At 44.5% G+C, this 17243-nt stretch carries 9 protein-coding genes; 2 read left to right on the top strand and 7 right to left on the bottom strand.

Annotation, left to right across the window (positions count from 1 at the left end):
- Positions 1–138: 138 nt before the first annotated feature.
- The 6 genes from HXT43_RS02080 to hrcA form a co-directional block, all read right to left on the bottom strand.
- Positions 139–6096: a hypothetical protein gene (locus HXT43_RS02080; protein ID WP_421781054.1), complete on the bottom strand. Its 5958-nt coding sequence runs from the start codon at positions 6094–6096 to the stop codon at positions 139–141.
- Between the two features lie 474 nt (positions 6097–6570).
- On the bottom strand, positions 6571–7401 hold the full coding sequence (locus tag HXT43_RS02075; protein ID WP_004106351.1) for an inositol monophosphatase family protein: 831 nt from the start codon (positions 7399–7401) through the stop codon (positions 6571–6573).
- 242 nt (positions 7402–7643) lie between these two features.
- Complete coding sequence (gene serB / locus HXT43_RS02070; RefSeq protein ID WP_004106352.1) at positions 7644–8297, bottom strand: phosphoserine phosphatase SerB; 654 nt, start codon at positions 8295–8297, stop codon at positions 7644–7646.
- A 25-nt stretch (positions 8298–8322) separates the two neighbouring features.
- On the bottom strand, positions 8323–9306 hold the full coding sequence (gene fmt / locus HXT43_RS02065) for a methionyl-tRNA formyltransferase (protein WP_004106353.1): 984 nt from the start codon (positions 9304–9306) through the stop codon (positions 8323–8325).
- Positions 9307–9375: 69 nt separating this feature from the next.
- Positions 9376–10527: a molecular chaperone DnaJ gene (gene dnaJ / locus HXT43_RS02060; protein WP_004106355.1), complete on the bottom strand. Its 1152-nt coding sequence runs from the start codon at positions 10525–10527 to the stop codon at positions 9376–9378.
- Positions 10528–10618: 91 nt separating this feature from the next.
- Positions 10619–11635, bottom strand: a complete 1017-nt coding sequence (gene hrcA / locus HXT43_RS02055) for a heat-inducible transcriptional repressor HrcA (protein ID WP_004106356.1) — start codon at positions 11633–11635, stop codon at positions 10619–10621.
- A gap of 220 nt (positions 11636–11855) precedes the next feature.
- On the opposite strand from hrcA, the gene tkt reads away from it, so the two are divergent.
- Both tkt and tal read left to right on the top strand, forming a co-directional pair.
- A complete protein-coding gene (gene tkt / locus HXT43_RS02050) occupies positions 11856–13955 on the top strand; it encodes a transketolase (protein WP_004106357.1) in 2100 nt (699 codons plus the stop codon).
- A gap of 204 nt (positions 13956–14159) precedes the next feature.
- The gene (tal, locus tag HXT43_RS02045; RefSeq protein ID WP_032842482.1) at positions 14160–15263 is read left to right on the top strand and encodes a transaldolase; all 1104 of its coding nucleotides are present in this window, start codon (positions 14160–14162) and stop codon (positions 15261–15263) included.
- Positions 15264–15524: 261 nt separating this feature from the next.
- On the opposite strand, the gene HXT43_RS02040 is transcribed toward tal, so the two are convergent.
- Entirely contained in the window at positions 15525–17156 is a 1632-nt protein-coding gene (locus HXT43_RS02040; protein WP_174143330.1) for an RNA-binding domain-containing protein, read from the bottom strand.
- Between the last annotated feature and the right edge of the window lie 87 nt (positions 17157–17243).

Genomic DNA, 17243 nt, shown 5'->3' with positions numbered 1-17243 from the left:
AAAGCGAGGCACATTTTACATTAACTTCATTATGCTAATTAACCCAATACTCAGCAAACTTACTGAATACAATTAAGCAAGCATTAAGCAGCTCTAAAACTAGCTGATCTGCAATAACCAGACCAGCTAGCAAATATCCTACTTATTACTATGACGAGAAGTACCACGACGCTTAGCCGAGAAAAGCGCAGCACCAGCAGCACTAAGAGTTGCAGCAAACAAGCCAAACACAGACACGTCACTACCAGTCTTACTAAGCTGAGCAACACTACCACTCTTCAACACCTGAGCGCGCACAGAAGCACGAACATCAGCCGCATGAGCCTTAGCAGCAGCCAAAGCCTTACGAGCAGCAGAAAGATTCAGAACCGCAGCATCAACCTGAGCCTGAGTAGCGTTAGGATCAGCAGCAACCTTCTTAGCCTCAGCCAAAGCAGCATCCACAACAGCCTGAGCCTTAGCAACTTGAGCATCCGCCTGCTTCACAGCCGGATTATTCTCAACAGCTGCATTCATAGCAGCAGAATTTGCGCCATTAGCATTATTAGCGTTAGCGTTGGCAGCATTGGTGTTAGCAGCGTTACCTGCATTACCAGAGTTTACGCCAGCACCAGCTTTACCAGCTACGTTGGCAGCATTACCAGTATTAGCACCAGCACCAGCATTACCGTTACCAGCATTTCCAGGCTGCGAATCAGACTCAGCACCCTGAATCTGAATGTTCAGCTCGCCCTTATCCACAGTAGTAGGCGCATTATCATTCACACCATAACCAGCTTCAGAACCAGAACCAGTATCACCAGTTCCTGTATTGCCGGTTCCAGCATTACCAGTTCCAGCACCAGGCGTTGGCAGCGGGCTTGGGCTCGGCAGTGGAGTTGGGGTTGGAGTTGGGGTTGGGTTTGGGGTTGGGTTTGGGGTTGGGTTTGGGGTTGGCTTCTTACCGTCCAACGCAGTCTTAGCAGTAGTAATAGCCTGAACAGCGTTAGCAACCTCATCAGCCGTAGCATCAGTCTTAGCTAACACGCTTTGACCATCACTAATAGCCTTATCGTAAGCACCCTGCTTATCAGCATCAGCATACTTATATGCGTCAGAATCCTTCACCTGCCCAGCAGCATCAACAAGAGCCTTCAAATCACTCTTATCAACAGAAGGAGCCGGGGTTGGCTTTTGTTCCTTACCATCAAGATCCTTAGCAGCATTCTGCAATGCAGCCAATGCATCATTAACAGCTTTTTGCTTCTGTTCTTGAGTCTTTGGATCCTCGCCGGCAGCCAACTGTTTCCTGCCCTCAGCATCCGCAATTGCATCTTCAGCCGCCGTAAGCGCCTTATCGAAAGCCTTTTTCTTATCATCAGAAGCATTCTTATACTTCACATCATTCTTCAAAGGCTTATCTTTGTCGACTTCAGCTTGCAATGCAGTTGTATCAATGCCGTCAAGAGCCTTGCGAGCATTCACTAAGTTAGCAAGAGCAGCACCGATTGCATTCTGCTGAACTGCAGCATCAGCACCAAGCGCAGTTGGATTCTTTGTTGCATTTTCAAGAGCAGCTTTTGCAGCTTCAAGAGCTTTGTCGAATACTTCCTTCACATTCTTAGTTGCATTCTTGTATACAGGATTATCCTTCAAAGCAACATCAGCATCGTATTCTTTTTGCAAGTCGTCAGTGTACAAACCAACACCCTTAACAGTGCTATCAAGGCCTTGCATAGCTGTAAGCAAATCGTTGTACAAAGCGTTAGCACCGTCAGCGTTAATATTGTCGCTGTCTGCGCCATCAACCTTATCTAGTTGAGTGTTTGCAGCCTTCAAAGCAGCATCGAAAGCATCCTTCTTAGTTTGCTCAGCAGAAGAATACTTTTTATCTTTATCATCTTTCTTAAGCGCGTCTGCACTCGTAGCAAGATCAGCCAAACGCTTCATCACACCGTTCAAGTTCAACGCTTGCTCAAGAGCATCATCGATGTCATCCTTGCCGTCAGCATGATCAGAAGCATCAGTGCTATCAAGAAGATCCTCATAATACTGCTTTTGAGCCTTGTTCAAATACTTAAGATCAGCAATCTGCTTCTTAGCATCCTCAATCTTTTGATGCTTTTCAGCTCGGTTAGCAATACCAGTTGGGTCGCCAAGCTTTGTTGAAGCATCGATTGCATCATTGTACTGCTTCTTTTCCTCTGGAGAGAGATTAGTCTTATTGACACGATCATGAGCAGCTTTCTTCTCTTCGGCAAGTGCAGAATCTTGATCGTTGGTGATACTAGAAGTATCGCGCTTAGGCGTATTATTCTTGATATCTTCCTTAGCAGCATTAAGCGAAGTATCTACGCCATCAACAGCCTTCTTGATTTCAGAAGGCTTAGTTGCTTTGTTAACAGCAGATTCAGCATCATCAATAGCTTTAATAGCAGCATCATACTTATCTTTAGCTTTCGTCTGTTGATCAGCACTTAAAGCATTATATGCTGCAACAAGCTCTGCTTTCTTAGCTTCAAGCTTCGCAATACCAGCATTCTTGGCATTCTGCTCGTTACTTGTATTCTGTAGCTTTGCTTTTGCAAGAGCCTTGTTGATGCTTTCTGCAGTAGCATTATTGTCCTTTAGAGCATTTTCCAACTCGGTGAGCGTTTGATCCTTACTAGGAGTTCCGCCGAGCAATTCATTAAGAGCAGCATCCTCAGCGTGGTTTGGATCAGACGAATCATCTTTTCCACCCTTACCGTGATCGAGGAACACAAACGTTGCTTTTTGCGCTTCATCCTTAGCACCCTTAAGCTCGTCTGCTAGCTTTGCAGCATCAACAATCTTCTGGACGTCTGCAGGAGTCTTAACACCATCACCGTCAAGTTGATTCTCAAACTCCGTCTTTTGTTCCTTTGACAAATTCTTAAGAGCTTCGATTGCTTTCTTGGCAGCTTCTTTAGCGGCATCAAGTTTCTTCTGATTCTCAGCGTCAGTACCCTTCTGATTGCCGCTTATTTCGTTACTAACTGTTGGATCTGTAGATTTTGCGTTTTCAGCAGCTTTCTCTGCAGCTTCCTTCAAAATCTCTTGAATCTGCTCAGCAGTAGTTGCTGTAGCAATACGATTATCAAAACCTTCCTTATCCGTTTTAGTCAGATTTGGATTATGATCGATAGTCTCCTTAGCTTGCTTCTTCATCTCGTTAAGAGCATCGTCGCTAAGCTTTGGAGTTTCTTCCTTCTTCTTGTAGCTAATAGCAACAGTGAAAAGCTGAGTACCCTTGGCATCCTTAAATACCATTGACTTATAATCAGCGGCATCGCCAGTCTTACTGGAAGTAACTGACTTAATATTATCGTCAGCAATCTCCATATCAATAGTGCCAGACTTTGGAGTTAAATCAGTAGGCAAAGCTGTAGTAACAGTATTAGCATGGAAATTGTCGCTCTTATCGTAGTTAGCTTTTACGAACGCTTCCACAGCCTTCTTGAAATCATCTTCAGTAAGCTTGTTTGGATCATCAACTACAACGTCACCAGCAGAGTTGTACATACGATCAGCATGCTTTGCTTCACTCAGCTTCTTAATAAGATCACGAAGCTCTCCGGCATCATTCATTTTATCAATAGCATTATCAGTTATTTTATCTTTATCTAAACCAGCTCTTGTAAAGTCAGATTTAGTAAGATTTTTCTTCTCATCCAAAAGCTGCTTAGCAAGAGCCTTCAGCTGATCAATAGTGTTATCCGTAGGAGTCTGCTGAGTATTACCCTTTTTAACATACAAATCGCTGGGTTTGATGGTAAACAACGGCATTGTCTGAGCGGAATCCCAGTCACCATTATCATCGTTGTCAGCCCATGGGTGGCCAATCACCTGGATGCCAAAGTCATTGCCTACTATACTAAACGAACTCATTGGTCCATAATTACTACCTGAAGCTTCATACGCACCCATATTGTGAGTACCATTTTTTGGAGTCCAAGTCTTTTTAACAGTAATGCTATCACTAATAGAAGATAGATCAGCTTCAGATACATTATCGTAATTGTCTGTTACAAACTGCTTTAGTGCCTTAATGGCATCTTGAGCATTTGGCTTATCTCCATCAATCTCAATTTTTCTAACGTTATATGTAAACGTATTCTTTGGATTATCTGTGTCAGTATCGGTCTTGCTCGTAGGCGTCTGCTGCGTAGGATTCTGAGTACCAGTTCCAGTTGACTTCTTCTTATAGAAGATGCCGATTGGATACTTTCTATCTTCATATCCTTTAGCTTTAAAAGTTACCGTACCAGTTGCAATATCAATCTTTGCAGAAGTAAGAGTTACAGTCTTATTACTATCGCTTGCGTCCTTAGCTGTTAAAGCTTGCAATGAAGCTTCAAGGTTGTTAAGTTGATCCTGACCAACTGTTGCATTCTTATCAAATGGATCGAAATTAACTTCCGTAGGTGTTGCCGGCAAATCAACCGTAAACTCTTTGGTAGTTTGCTTTTGCTCAGGCTTTGTAGCTTGCGTCGGCTTCTTCTTCAAGAACATCCAAGCAGGAATGGTAGTTTGTGAACCATCTGCCCAGGTAATTACAGCATTGTTTTTGTTATCAAACGTTACAGGAGACGTATTCTTGTTATGCTTTTTAGCAGCTTGATAAACAGGGAAACTCTTATTTGCTTCATCAAATGCCGACGCAATAGTAGTCTTTTGATCTTGAGTTAATGACTTAGATGGGTCATCTACTTCCGTAGGAACTGGAACGCGATACGGTGCCCAATCGGCGATAGTTGCGCCTTGATACACCAAATCTGTAGAAGGAATAGTAAGCTCTGATCCATCAGCATAAGTAACTTTTGCACTGCCGTCTTCTTGAACGCGAATTTCATAATGGTTGTTAGTTTTCTTCACATTCTGCAAGAAGGCATTAGGCGTAGAACCACCATTAGCATTAATAATTGCCTGAGTTACCGCAGTCTTTTCATCAGACGTGAGCTTCGACAACTTCACTACAGGCGTACGAGCTGGAAGCGTTGGCTTATACTTGTCTTTATCTGTTTCGTTCTTTAATACCAATAAGCTAGCCGGCATAACACGCTTAGTGCCGTCTGTAAAAGTAATAGTCGCATTACCTTTAGCATCAACACTAATGCCGTTTTCTGCTACCAGTTGATCAAACAGATTTGGATGGTCTTTATCGTTACTCTTATTAGCATCATTAATAGCAGTTTTTACTGCTTTCTGTTCATTATCATCAAGCGAGTCAAGATTCTTTACAGGCGTCGGCTTAGGATATTTCAATTCCAAATGATCCGCAATCTTTGGTGCACGCATCGTGCTGCCTGCAACGTAACGCCAATTACCAACACCGCGGTAAATGCCTGCAACAAACAATAGCGGCTTCTGATCGCGCTGCTTCCAAGCATCATCTGTCATTTCTGCTACATACGACATTTCGTAGTAGCGTTGACCAGCAGACTCCCAGTCAGCAAAAATACCTTGAAGACCGTTAGCATTACCATCCTTGTAAATATTCCACTGATCTCTGGTATTACCAGAATTATCGTAATCTCCTGATTTACCACCAATACCGACCATACGCTGCCAACCCTTGCCATCGATGGTCTTGTCGCTACCAGAGTAATAATCGCGTGAAACACTGTGTTTCCACTGATCTATGCTGTTATACGTGTGGTCACTTGCTACAACATAGCCTTGCCTTGAAGCATTTTTCAACTTTTTAGCGCCAGGAGTAGATGGACTAGAAGCCTCTTGAGTTCCTCGCTCATTCCTTACCAAGCGGATTTGGGAAATCGTATCTGCTTTCAAACCATTTGGCACACCAAACCACCAAGTTGGTCTTAAAGCCCACTTATCTGGTTGTTTATTGGCATCCTCAGGATTATTAGAAGTATATTCAACGCGCACAAACTTACCAAGCGGATCAACACCATCGTTTCCACCTTTAAGCGCGTCAGCCTTAGTTTTATAATATGTTACTTTAATCAGCAAACGCTCTTTACTGTAATCAGCGTCAGCTTTGTAGCCGTAATAAACGCGAGCACCATCACCACTTACATAGCCGTCAGCATACGCAGGCAAAGGAGTAGAAACGAATACCCCCCCCCCCAATCACCATAGCACCTGCGAGCATAGCTGCGCACACGCTCTTAGAAAGTGGCGCGTAAATAACGCTGTTACTAGATTTTTTCATAGACTTTTGCAAATCAGCAAGATGCTTTGCACTCATGATCTTCTTCGTCATTATTCCTCACTTCAATAATGTGTCTTCTTTATGTTTCTGCTTATACATAATTTGTAATATGCAATCATGCGGCAGCCAATAAATTAGCATTCGCTTCTTTGTTTCATACCAATTTGCTATTTACACAACGCTTCATACTCTCTTAATACGTTTCAATATGCATAAAAATGTGCAAACTGACACTCATACAGGTTGTATGATACTCACATGTTCATACATTGCAAGTAGTTTTATGCTATAATTTCGTAATTTGTATTTCACTACCGCATGAATCCCACATGAATTGCATATTACGACGTCATAATATTTATTAAAAATTACGACACACACGAGATTATTAGTTACTTAAGATACGGCTTTAACTCTTTAATAAGCAAGCCATTAGAAGCAACCACATCATTTTCCTTGCGCCAATGAATAGGGCTTCCATCCCACTGGCACATCTGGCACTGCGCCTCTTCCACAACCACAGCACCAGCAGAAACAGCTGGAATATCCCAATAATGCAAGTGAGGCTCAAAATAAGCGTCATAAGTGCCATCTGCCACCTTGCACAAGTCGAGCGACGCAGGCCCAATACGCTTAATATCCGCAGGGCATCCTTCTTCAACAGAAGCAACTACGCCAAGTGCGCGCTTAGATTCACCAGGTATATAAGACATTCCGTAACAAACCACAGATCCTTGCAAAGTAGAAGTTGTGGAAGGCGTAATCTTCTCGCGCTTCTCTCCTTGCGGAGTCCTACGAATACGAATAGCACCCTGACCCTTTGCAGCCAAATAAGTCAATCCCAACGCAGGAGCGTGCACAACGCCAAGAACCGGACGAGCGGAGCCTTCATCGTTAAACTCAAAAAGCGAAACCGTAAGAGTCCACTCAGCCATATCGCGATTAAAATTAATAGCGCCGTCAACGTTTCCAACACACCAAAAACGGTCTCCCGGATTGCACTGCTCCGGCCTAGTTTGCCAAAAACCTTGGAAAGGATTCACATAAGTCAAACGATTTTGAATAAAACGCACGAGCTTATCACCAAAACCAGATTCAGATTTATTAGGATCACCCAACGCAATCGACGTCATATCTTGAGGGCTTAATTGATCCTGATACGCATGTTTACCAACATCTTCCAAAATACGCGCAACTTCAAGCGCAACTTCTCGTAAATTCAACTTACACTCCCTACCCTAAATGCATAAATTCCCGCATTTATGCACACTCTCTCTCCTATAAATTAACTTTATTTTACTCACTTAATAGAAAGATTCACCAACACATTTAAGCTCTGTGGTTAAAAGATACAGAACTTTCACAAAAAAATTTAATCATTAATCTTTAATCATTGCTTCATTATTTTACATTGCTTATGTACATTCATCAACTTTTCGTTCTATAAATGCAAGAAATCCTCTTATTAATTCGCATTCAAAAAACGCAAGACAACGCTTAAATCGCGAGTAAGAATGCGGTAAGAAGTGGCCGCTTGAACTGCTGGTTTTGCGCAAAAAGCTACGCCTAATCCAGCGAATTTAATCATTGAAATATCGTTCGCTCCATCCCCCACTGACACAGTTTGTTCGGGATCAATTCCAAGATTAGTTGCCCAAGTTCTAAGCGCTTCAACTTTTGCATTAGCATTAACAATATTTCCAAGTACGTTGCCAGTAAGCTTTCCATCAATAGACTCTAAATGGTGAGCCGCCCAAAAATCAATATTCAAACTCGGCAAAAATTCGTCCAAAATCTCGTGAAAACCGCCAGAAACTGCGCCAACTTTCCAACCATGTGTATGAAGCGTGTCAATTAAAACATTCGCGCCTTTAGTTACATGAATTTTAGAAATAATACGCTTTTTGCACTCGTCAAGATTCAAATCGCGAAGCATACACACGCGCGAACGCAAGGAAGTATCGAAAGTAATTTCGCCACGCATTGCTCGCGCTGTAATCTCAGAAAGCTCATCTCCGCATCCAGCTTCTGCACCGAGCAAATCGATAACTTCTTCTTCAATAAGCGTTGCATCAACATCCATAACCAAAAGCCCAGGTTTAGACAAAGTTGGCAACATCGAAGAAAAGTTCATACTCATAATTTTATGCGCAGTAAGCTGCTGCCGAAAGCCTGGCTCCGCGCGCCCAGTCTGCCGCTTTCATAGCTTTCTTACCTTGCGCTTTTACTTCCAAAAGCTCAAGTGCGCCGCTTAAAGTACCGACCCAAACTTGCTTCTTACCAGCAAGTAATTTTCCAGGATCAAGCTTCATCAATTCCTCACCATGTGGATTGTTAGCATCTGCAGGAACTGCGCGCAAAACATGCAAAGTAATCGGCTCTGCGTTATTCTCATCGTCCGCGTGAAGTTCGCACCACGCACCTGGATTCGGCGTACAAGCGCGAATTTGACGATCAACAGCAAAAGCTGGCGCATGAAAATCAATGTGAGCATCTTCAACAGTGATTTTTTGCGCAACTTCTTGAGGAGTTTGATCTTGATCAACCGGCACAATTTCACCAGTTTCCATGCCACGAAGAGATGCTGCAAGAAGCGGAGCGCCGTCGTTTGCAAGTCGCGCAAGAAGATCGCCAGAATTTTCGTGAGGCTCAATTTTTGTAGTAAACTGCGCCAAAATAGGCCCGCAATCCATGCCGCGCGTAATGCGAAAAACAGTAGCACCTGTAATGTCATCTCCAGCCCAAATGGCGCGCTGCACAGGAGCTGCACCTCGCCATTGCGGAAGAAGCGAAAAATGAAGATTATACCAACCGAGTGGCAACGCGTCTAAAACATTCTGGCGCAAAATCTTACCGTATGCTACAACTGCTGCAGCTTTTGCACCGGTTGCCGCAAGCTGTTCAAGAAACACATTTTCATCTTTAGGATCCGACTCAAGCACTGGCAAGCCGAGCTCAAGAGCAGCCTGTTTCACAGGGCTTGGCACAAGCTTTCTGCCACGACCAGTCGGAGCGTCCGGTCGCGTAAGAACAGCGCGAACATCAAAATGCTCACTATCTTTAGCTAACTCGCGAAGAGATGGAACCGCAACTTCCGGAGTTCCAGCAAACAATATTGGTAATGCCATATTTCCCCACTATTTTAAATTAAAGCAGTAAATTAAATCCGTTTAAAGCAGTAAATTAAATCCGTAAAATCAGCCGGCAAAAGCTTCCTTTAATTTACTAAAGAAACCTTTACGCTCACTCGACTGCTCACTTAACGAATGTTGCTGCACTTGTTTCACAGAACTATCATGCAACTTAGCAAATTTTTCAATCAAAGAACGCTCTTCATCATTCAACTTAGAAGGCGTTTGCACTAGCACATGAACCACGATATTTCCGCGATCTTTAGAACGAAGCTTCGTTACACCAAGATTTGGCAAAGTAATAGTGTCTTCGTTTTGGCAGCCTGCAGGAATAGTTATTTTTTGAGTACCATCAAAAGTGTCGATTTCAAGACTGCGACCAAGAACAGCCCAGCTCATAGGAACTGTAATCCAGCAATGCAAATCATCCTCGTTGCGAGTAAATTGCTTATCTGCACGAATATGAATATCAACGTACAAATCGCCAGCAGGACCGCCACACTCACCAACGCTTCCTTGAGAAGCTAAGCGCAAACGACTGCCATCACGAATTCCAGCCGGTACGTTCACGCCAACTTCACGAATTGAACGCACGCGACCATGACCGTGGCAGTTTTGGCAAAGATTCTTAATAATCGTGCCATGACCTTCGCAATGCTCACAAGGCATCGAAGACATCATTTGACCGAGCATAGTGCGCACAACTTTTTGACAGAAGCCGGAACCGTGACATGCTGAGCACTGTTCTGGAGCGGAATTGTCGGCAGAACCGGAACCAGAGCAATCCTTACAAACACCAAAAGTAGTTAACCGTACGCTAACGTTTCCGCCAAAAATAGCGGTTTTCAAATCAATACGAGCCTCAGCTAACGCATCGTCACCAGGCTGCACACGCGAAATTGGTCCTTGCGAATTGCCGAAAGAGCCACCAAAGAATTGGCTGAAAATGTCGCCCATTCCCATGTCTGCAAAACCAGCGCCTGAAGCTCCGGCACTTCCTGCAGAAGGATCGTTAGGATCAACACCCATGTCTACCATTCGACGCTTTTCAGGATTAGAAAGCACGTCATAGGCAGCATTTACTTCCTTAAACTTTTCTTCAAACTCAGCGCCTGCAATATCAGGATGATATTTGCGGCTCATCTTGCGGTAGGCTTTGCGAATTTCGTCGTCGCTAGCATTGTGATCAACGCCTAGAACTTTGTAGTAATCAGTCAATTAATTCCCCTTTTACCTTTTTCTAAAATCATTTTTGCATAAGGCACAGCCAGACATAAGCCGAATAACCAGCCATAAACCAGCCATGTTTTTATGAATTTTCGGATATAAACGAATTAAGGTAGCGCGCAACAGCCTTAACAGCAGTCATCGTTGCAGCATAATCCATATGCGTAGGACCAATTGATCCAATAAAAGCAGAGTCAGAATCAGCATTGTAGCCGTAAGCGCTTGTTACAACAGAAGCGTTAAGCAAACCAGGAGTATGCGTTTCCGAGCCGATTGCAACACTAACACCACTTGCACAATCGCTTGCTTCCTCACTTAAAGAAGTCATAAGTCGCATAATAACAGCCTGTTCTTCGAGTGCGTCAAAAAGTGAAGCAAAATCAACAATACTTTGTCTATGCGCAAGTTGAGAAGCTCCAGCCATGTATAAGTCGTGAGCATGCTCACCGTCATGCATATCTTCTAAAGCGTTAGCAAGTTGACTAATAATTTGCAAAGCTGATGCTAAATCTTTGTGATTTGCGAGCGCATAAACGCGTTGTGAAGCAGATGAAAGGGATAGCCCAATGCAGCACTCATTAACCATATTAGTTAGATGCAATAAGTCATCTGAATTTATATTAGTTGCTTGAATCATGTGCTGAGCTACGCCTCCAGCATCTGTAATCACAACAACCAAAAGCGTAGAAGACGATACTTGAACAATCTCAATTCTTTTTACTTTTGACTTAGACAATGCTGGAGATGCTACGAGAGCGACTTGACCCGTAATACTTGCAAGAAGACGTGCGGAACGTTGCAAAGTATCTTGTAAACTGACAGATCCGCTCAAAAAGTTACGTATAGCGCGACGCTGCGGTTCAGAAAGCGGAATAACAGAAGCCAAACCGTCAACAAAGTAGCGATAGCCTTTTTCAGTAGGAATACGACCTGCAGAAGTGTGCGGTTGAACAAGGTATCCCTCCTCTTCCAAAGCCGACATATCGTTACGAATAGTAGCTGAACTCACACCAAGCTGATGATGCTTTGCAAGAGCCGCAGAACCAACAGGCTCTTGAGAACGAATATAATCCTCAACAACTGCGCGCAAAATCATCATGCGTCGTGACTGCATTACCACTCCTTACAAACACGTCTAAATACTATATTCCTATAGTAGTCTATTTCTTAGCACGCAACAGAACATAAAAGCAAACTTTTGACACACTTTGTAACATATTCGTCGCGCGCGAAAGATAGGATTGAAGGGCAATGAGAGGGTAAAAAGCCAGCGTAAGCTGTGCTTAAAAACCCGGATTATTGGAAGGAAAGTAGATCACATGACCGATTTCAACTGGTCTGCATTAGACGAGCGCGCCGTAAAGATGGCGAAGGTTCTCTCGGCTGATGCTGTTGAGCGAGCAGGACACGGACATCCTGGCTCCCCTGTTTCATTAGCACCGATTGCGTACACATTGTACCAGCATTTCATTAAGCACGATCCAGCTGACCCAAAGTGGGCTGGCCGTGATCGTTTTATTCTTTCTGGCGGTCACGCTTCGCTTACGCAATACGTGCAGTTGTTCTTCTCTGGATACGGCTTGACTCTTGACGATCTCAAGTATTTCCGTGGCGGTGCAGACACGCGTACTCCAGGCCACCCAGAATACGGCTTGACTCCAGGCATCGAAATGACTACTGGCCCACTCGGTCAGGGTCTTGCCTCTGCTGTTGGTTTTGCCTATGGTCAGCGCTTTGAGCGCGGTCTTCTTGATCCAGAAGCTCCAGCCGGCACTTCCCCATTCGATCACAAGGTTTGGGTTATCTGCGGCGAAGGCGACGTTGAGGAAGGCGTTTCTTCTGAAGCTGCTTCCTTGGCTGGAAACCAGAAGCTTGGCAATTTGACTGTAATCTTCGATGCAAACCATATTCAGATTGAAGGCGACACTAAGCTCACCTTCTCTGAGGATATTCTTGCTCGTTACCGCGCCTACGGTTGGTACACCGATGAAGTTAGCTTCATCCAGCCAGACGGCTCCTACAAGGAAGACGTTCAGGCTTTGGCTGCAGCTATTGAAAAGGCTCAGGAAGTTACCGATAAGCCTCACTTCATTAAGGTTAATACTTTGATTGCTTGGCCAACCCCAGGCAAGACCAACAACGAAGCTTCCCACGGCTCTAAGCTTGGCGAAGAAGCTGTGAAGGGCTTGAAGGAACTTTGCGGTTTCGACCCAGAAGTTCAATTCCCAATCGACGAAGAAGCTTTGGCTCACGCTCGCAAGGTTGCAGAGCGCGGCTTGGCTGCTCACAAGGCTTGGGACGAAGCTCTTGCAAAGTGGGCTGCCGCCAACCCAGATAAGGCTGCTCTCTACGAGCGCATTAAGGCTGGCAAGCTTCCTGAAGGCTTCGACAAGGCTATTGACGACTTGGTTGCTGGCTTCGAAGTTGGTTCTAAGGTCGCTACCCGTAAGGCTTCCGGCGCAGTTCTTAACGCAATTGCTGCCGTTATGCCAGAACTTTGGGGTGGTTCCGCTGATTTGGGCGGCTCCAACAACACCAACATTAAGGGTGCTGACTCCTTCGGTCCATCCGAGGATGCAACTCGCACTTGGCCAAACGTTTCCGAGCATGGCCGTCAGCTTCACTTCGGTGTGCGTGAGTTCGCAATGGGTGCTATTACCAACGGTATTTTGCTTGGTTCTGACACTCGCCCATTCAATGGCACCTTCTTCCAGTTCTCTGACTACGAGCGCCCAGCAGTTCGCTTGGCTGCTTTGATGGAGATTCCAAACCTCTACGTTTGGACCCACGATTCCGTAGCTTTGGGCGAAGATGGTCCAACTCACCAGCCAATCGAACACTTGACTGCTTTCCGCGCTATTCCTCAGCTTGAGGTTGTACGCCCTGCAGATGAGTACGAAACTGCTGAAGCTTACCGTTACTTCTTCGAGAAGAAGAACAGCTACCCAACTGCCATGATTTTGACCCGCCAGGGCGTTCCAACCCTCGCTGAGACTGCTGAAAAGGCTCGCGAAGGCGTCAAGCACGGCGCTTACGTTTTGGTTGATTGCGAAGGCACTCCAGACGTAATCATCATGGCAACCGGTTCCGAAGTTCAGTGGGCTGTTGCTGGCGCCAAGACTTTGGCAGCTGAAGGCATTAAGGCTCGCGTTCTTTCCATGCCATCTCTCGAATGGTTCGAAGAGCAGGACGAAGAGTACAAGGAAGAAATCTTGCCAAAGTCCGTCAAGGCTCGCGTTTCTATCGAAGCTGGCTTGGCATTGCCTTGGTACAAGTATCTTGGCGATTGCGGCAAGGCTGTTTCTATCGAACAGTACGGCTTGCAGGGTGACGGCGGTCAGAACATGATCGACTTGGGCATTACTGCTGAGCACGTAGTAGAAGCTGCTAAGGCTTCTATCGAAGAAGCTCGCGCTTAAGTAAATAAGCGAAATAAAGCTTGATGTATCAAAATAAAATTGATATGTCACAAAACTAGAAGTGCTGACGAAACACTTCGCAAGAAACAGCGACGGCGTGTTGATGCCGAGCTACCGTTGGTTCGACATCAACCGCTGTTTCTTGTAAAAACGCCAAACTACCGACGTGCCCCAATTGGTGGAGCACAGTGTTAAGGAGATAACATGACTGAAGCAACGCAGCGCACCAGCGATTCCGGCGTTTCTATTTGGTTGGACGATTTGTCCCGTACCCGCATTGAGTCCGGCTCTTTGCAGGATTTGATTGCTAATAAGAATGTTGTTGGCGTTACTACCAACCCATCCATCTTCCAGAAGGCTTTGAGCCAGGTTGGCCCATACGATGCACAGCTTAAGGAACTCGGCAAGGTCGACGTTGAAACCGCTATCCGCGAGTTGACCACCACCGACGTTCGTAACGCAACCGATATCTTCCGCGAGATCGCTGAAAAGACCGACTTCGTTGACGGTCGCGTCTCCATCGAAGTTGATCCACGCTTGGCTCACGATACTGCTAACACTGAGAAGCAGGCTGAAGAGCTTTGGGCAAAGGTTGATCGTCCAAACGTTATGATCAAGATTCCAGCAACTTTGGAAGGTCTTCCAGCTATCACCGCTACCCTTGCTAAGGGTATTTCTGTGAATGTAACCTTGATCTTCTCCCTCGAGCGCTACGAGCAGGTTATCGATGCCTTCATCGAAGGTATCGCTCAGGCTGCCGCTAACGGCCACGACTTGAAGCACATTGGTTCCGTAGCTTCCTTCTTCGTCTCCCGCGTTGATACCGCTGTTGACAAGCTCCTCGAAGCTAACGGCTCTGCTGAAGCTAAGGCTCTTGAAGGCAAGGCTGCTGTTGCTAACGCTCGCTTGGCTTACGAACTCTTCGAGAAGAAGTTCGCAGCTGACCCACGTTGGGCTGAGCTTGAGGCCAAGGGTGCTAAGAAGCAGCGTCCACTTTGGGCTTCTACTGGCACAAAGAACGCAGCTTACTCCGATTGCAAGTATGTTGACGAGTTGGTTGCTGAGCATGTTGTTAACACCATGCCAGAAAAGACTTTGAACGCTCTTGCTGATCACGGCAACGGCGCTCCTTCCGTCAAGGGTACTTACGAAGAGAGCCACGCTGTTATGAACAAGCTTGCTGAGCTTGGCATCAACATCAAGGACGTTACCGACAAGCTTGAGGCCGACGGTGTTGCCGCCTTCATCAAGTCTTGGGATTCCGTGATTGCTGACGTGCAGTCCGGCATCGATCGTGTAAACGCCTGATTTGATTAATCAGTAATAAATAAACATAAACCGCACATGTTCGTGGATTAATTCACACATGTGCGGTTTTTTTGTTTGTGCAGCACTCCAAACACGAGGAAAACTCCCCACAATTGGAGCGCTCAAGCAGACTAACCAACTGAGAAAGTAACGGCGATTACTTGCCAGAAAGAGTTTGCCAGCGAGATTTGGTTAAAACGTTACGATGGCGCACGCGAGTTTCGTGCATAAGCGATTAATTCACACATGTGCGGTTTTTGTTTAACTGCGGTTAAAAACGTAGGTAGTAGCTCGACCTTTTCCACAAACTGAAATATCTCCTCTACTAACTAAATCAGATAACAATTGCTTAGCCTTGGTACTACCCACGTTAAGAATATTTTGCACTTGCTCACGCTTTATTGTTCCATGATTATGTACTGCTTCAATAATCTTTTTATAGCAATCGTCAACGCTCATACGTTTATGCGAGTTATTAGAATCTTGCGAAAGTGAATTTGTAGTAAGTTCTGAATTATAAGTACCGTTCACTAAATTCAATGAATTAGCATTAAGTTCAGTTTTGTTTTTTGAAGAACCAGATACAAAGTTATTCTTATCGCTTACAAAAAATTCAAGAGTAGTACGGTCTGGATTAAAGGACTCACTTAACATTGGATAGCGTATTCCAGCCCAATCACAACCAGCTCTCATAGCATCAAATCCGCTTCCAGCACGTTCAACAACAGAAATCAGCGCGAACATTTTAAGCAGTGCTGGATTCCGAGAATCAGAAAAACCTCCAGCTAAAGCCACTTCTACAGGCATACGTAAGCAACCCGGGTTTGCAAAAGAAAGCTTAAAACCATCATTTGCGCTATTTGTTTCTATAGAAGATTGTGAAGAACCATCAACATCAGTACTCACAGCATCATCATATGTAATAACAGTGTTACCTCGCATATAATAATCAGCATGAATCAACGTGTTTGCAAGGGCTTCTCTAACTGCCATATGCAACGGAGTATCATCAACTCGTAATGACTGCGAATTAAGCAAAAATGGTACATCAATTTTACGAGAAAGACGCTGCCATACAATACTCCAAAAATCATAAAGATTTCCACTCCACGAACCATCCGAGCTGACAATCCTATGACTCCACCTACTATCAGCATTGGTAATTTCTCTGTAGTCGAGAAAATAGTACGGAAATTCCGTAATAATGCACCACTCCTGACCAAACATTAAAAGACCCGATCGAGTAGGATGCAATTTATTCGACTCGTCTTTTGCTAACGCTCCGATTCTCATAAGAAATTCATCTGTATCAAGCGTAAGCCAAGGATGTTGAGGACGCACTGCACTTAGCATATTGCGGTAAGAGCGCACAGTCTCCATATCAAAATCGTCAACACTGTGTTGCAACAGTGGAGATTGATCCATAGAATTTACGCTCGAACCATTGTCTCTGACCATCGCTTGATACTCTTCTTGCGAACATTTGTAGTCGCCTTCAAAATTACGACGATACGTACCGCCTATAGGATTTCTATTAATATAAACCGGCTTATCAGAACGATTTGCTCTTGGAACAGTTATGCGGATAATAGATTTGTTATCATCCATCTGTTCAATAGAAATATTTTCTTCAATAAGAATATTCGAACTAATTTTATTCTTATTATTTAGCGTATCCCAAATATCTTTTACCATATGTTCAGGGTTATTTACGCCAACAAGCTGTAAATTATGCTGCGCATCTTCGCCTACACCCAGCAAGATAGTTCCACCATTCGTATTAGCAAAAGCACAATACGTTTCCCACATACTTCTCGGCGTACCGTTTGAAGCCGCTTTCGCTTCTAATTGATTACTCTCTCTTAGTGAAGATAGTGAATTTATATTGAACATTGCAGTCTCGCTTCGTAAGTTAGGTTTGTTGCAATATCGTTTTTTAGTTAAGTTTGTATTTATATTTGCATTTAAAATCGGACATTT

It is taken from the genome of Gardnerella sp. DNF01195, from assembly GCF_049244175.1.
In the GTDB taxonomy this organism is placed as follows: domain Bacteria; phylum Actinomycetota; class Actinomycetes; order Actinomycetales; family Bifidobacteriaceae; genus Bifidobacterium; species Bifidobacterium leopoldii.
The sequence above is the reverse complement of the archived record's forward strand: the minus strand, read 5'-3'. Positions and strand labels throughout refer to the sequence as shown.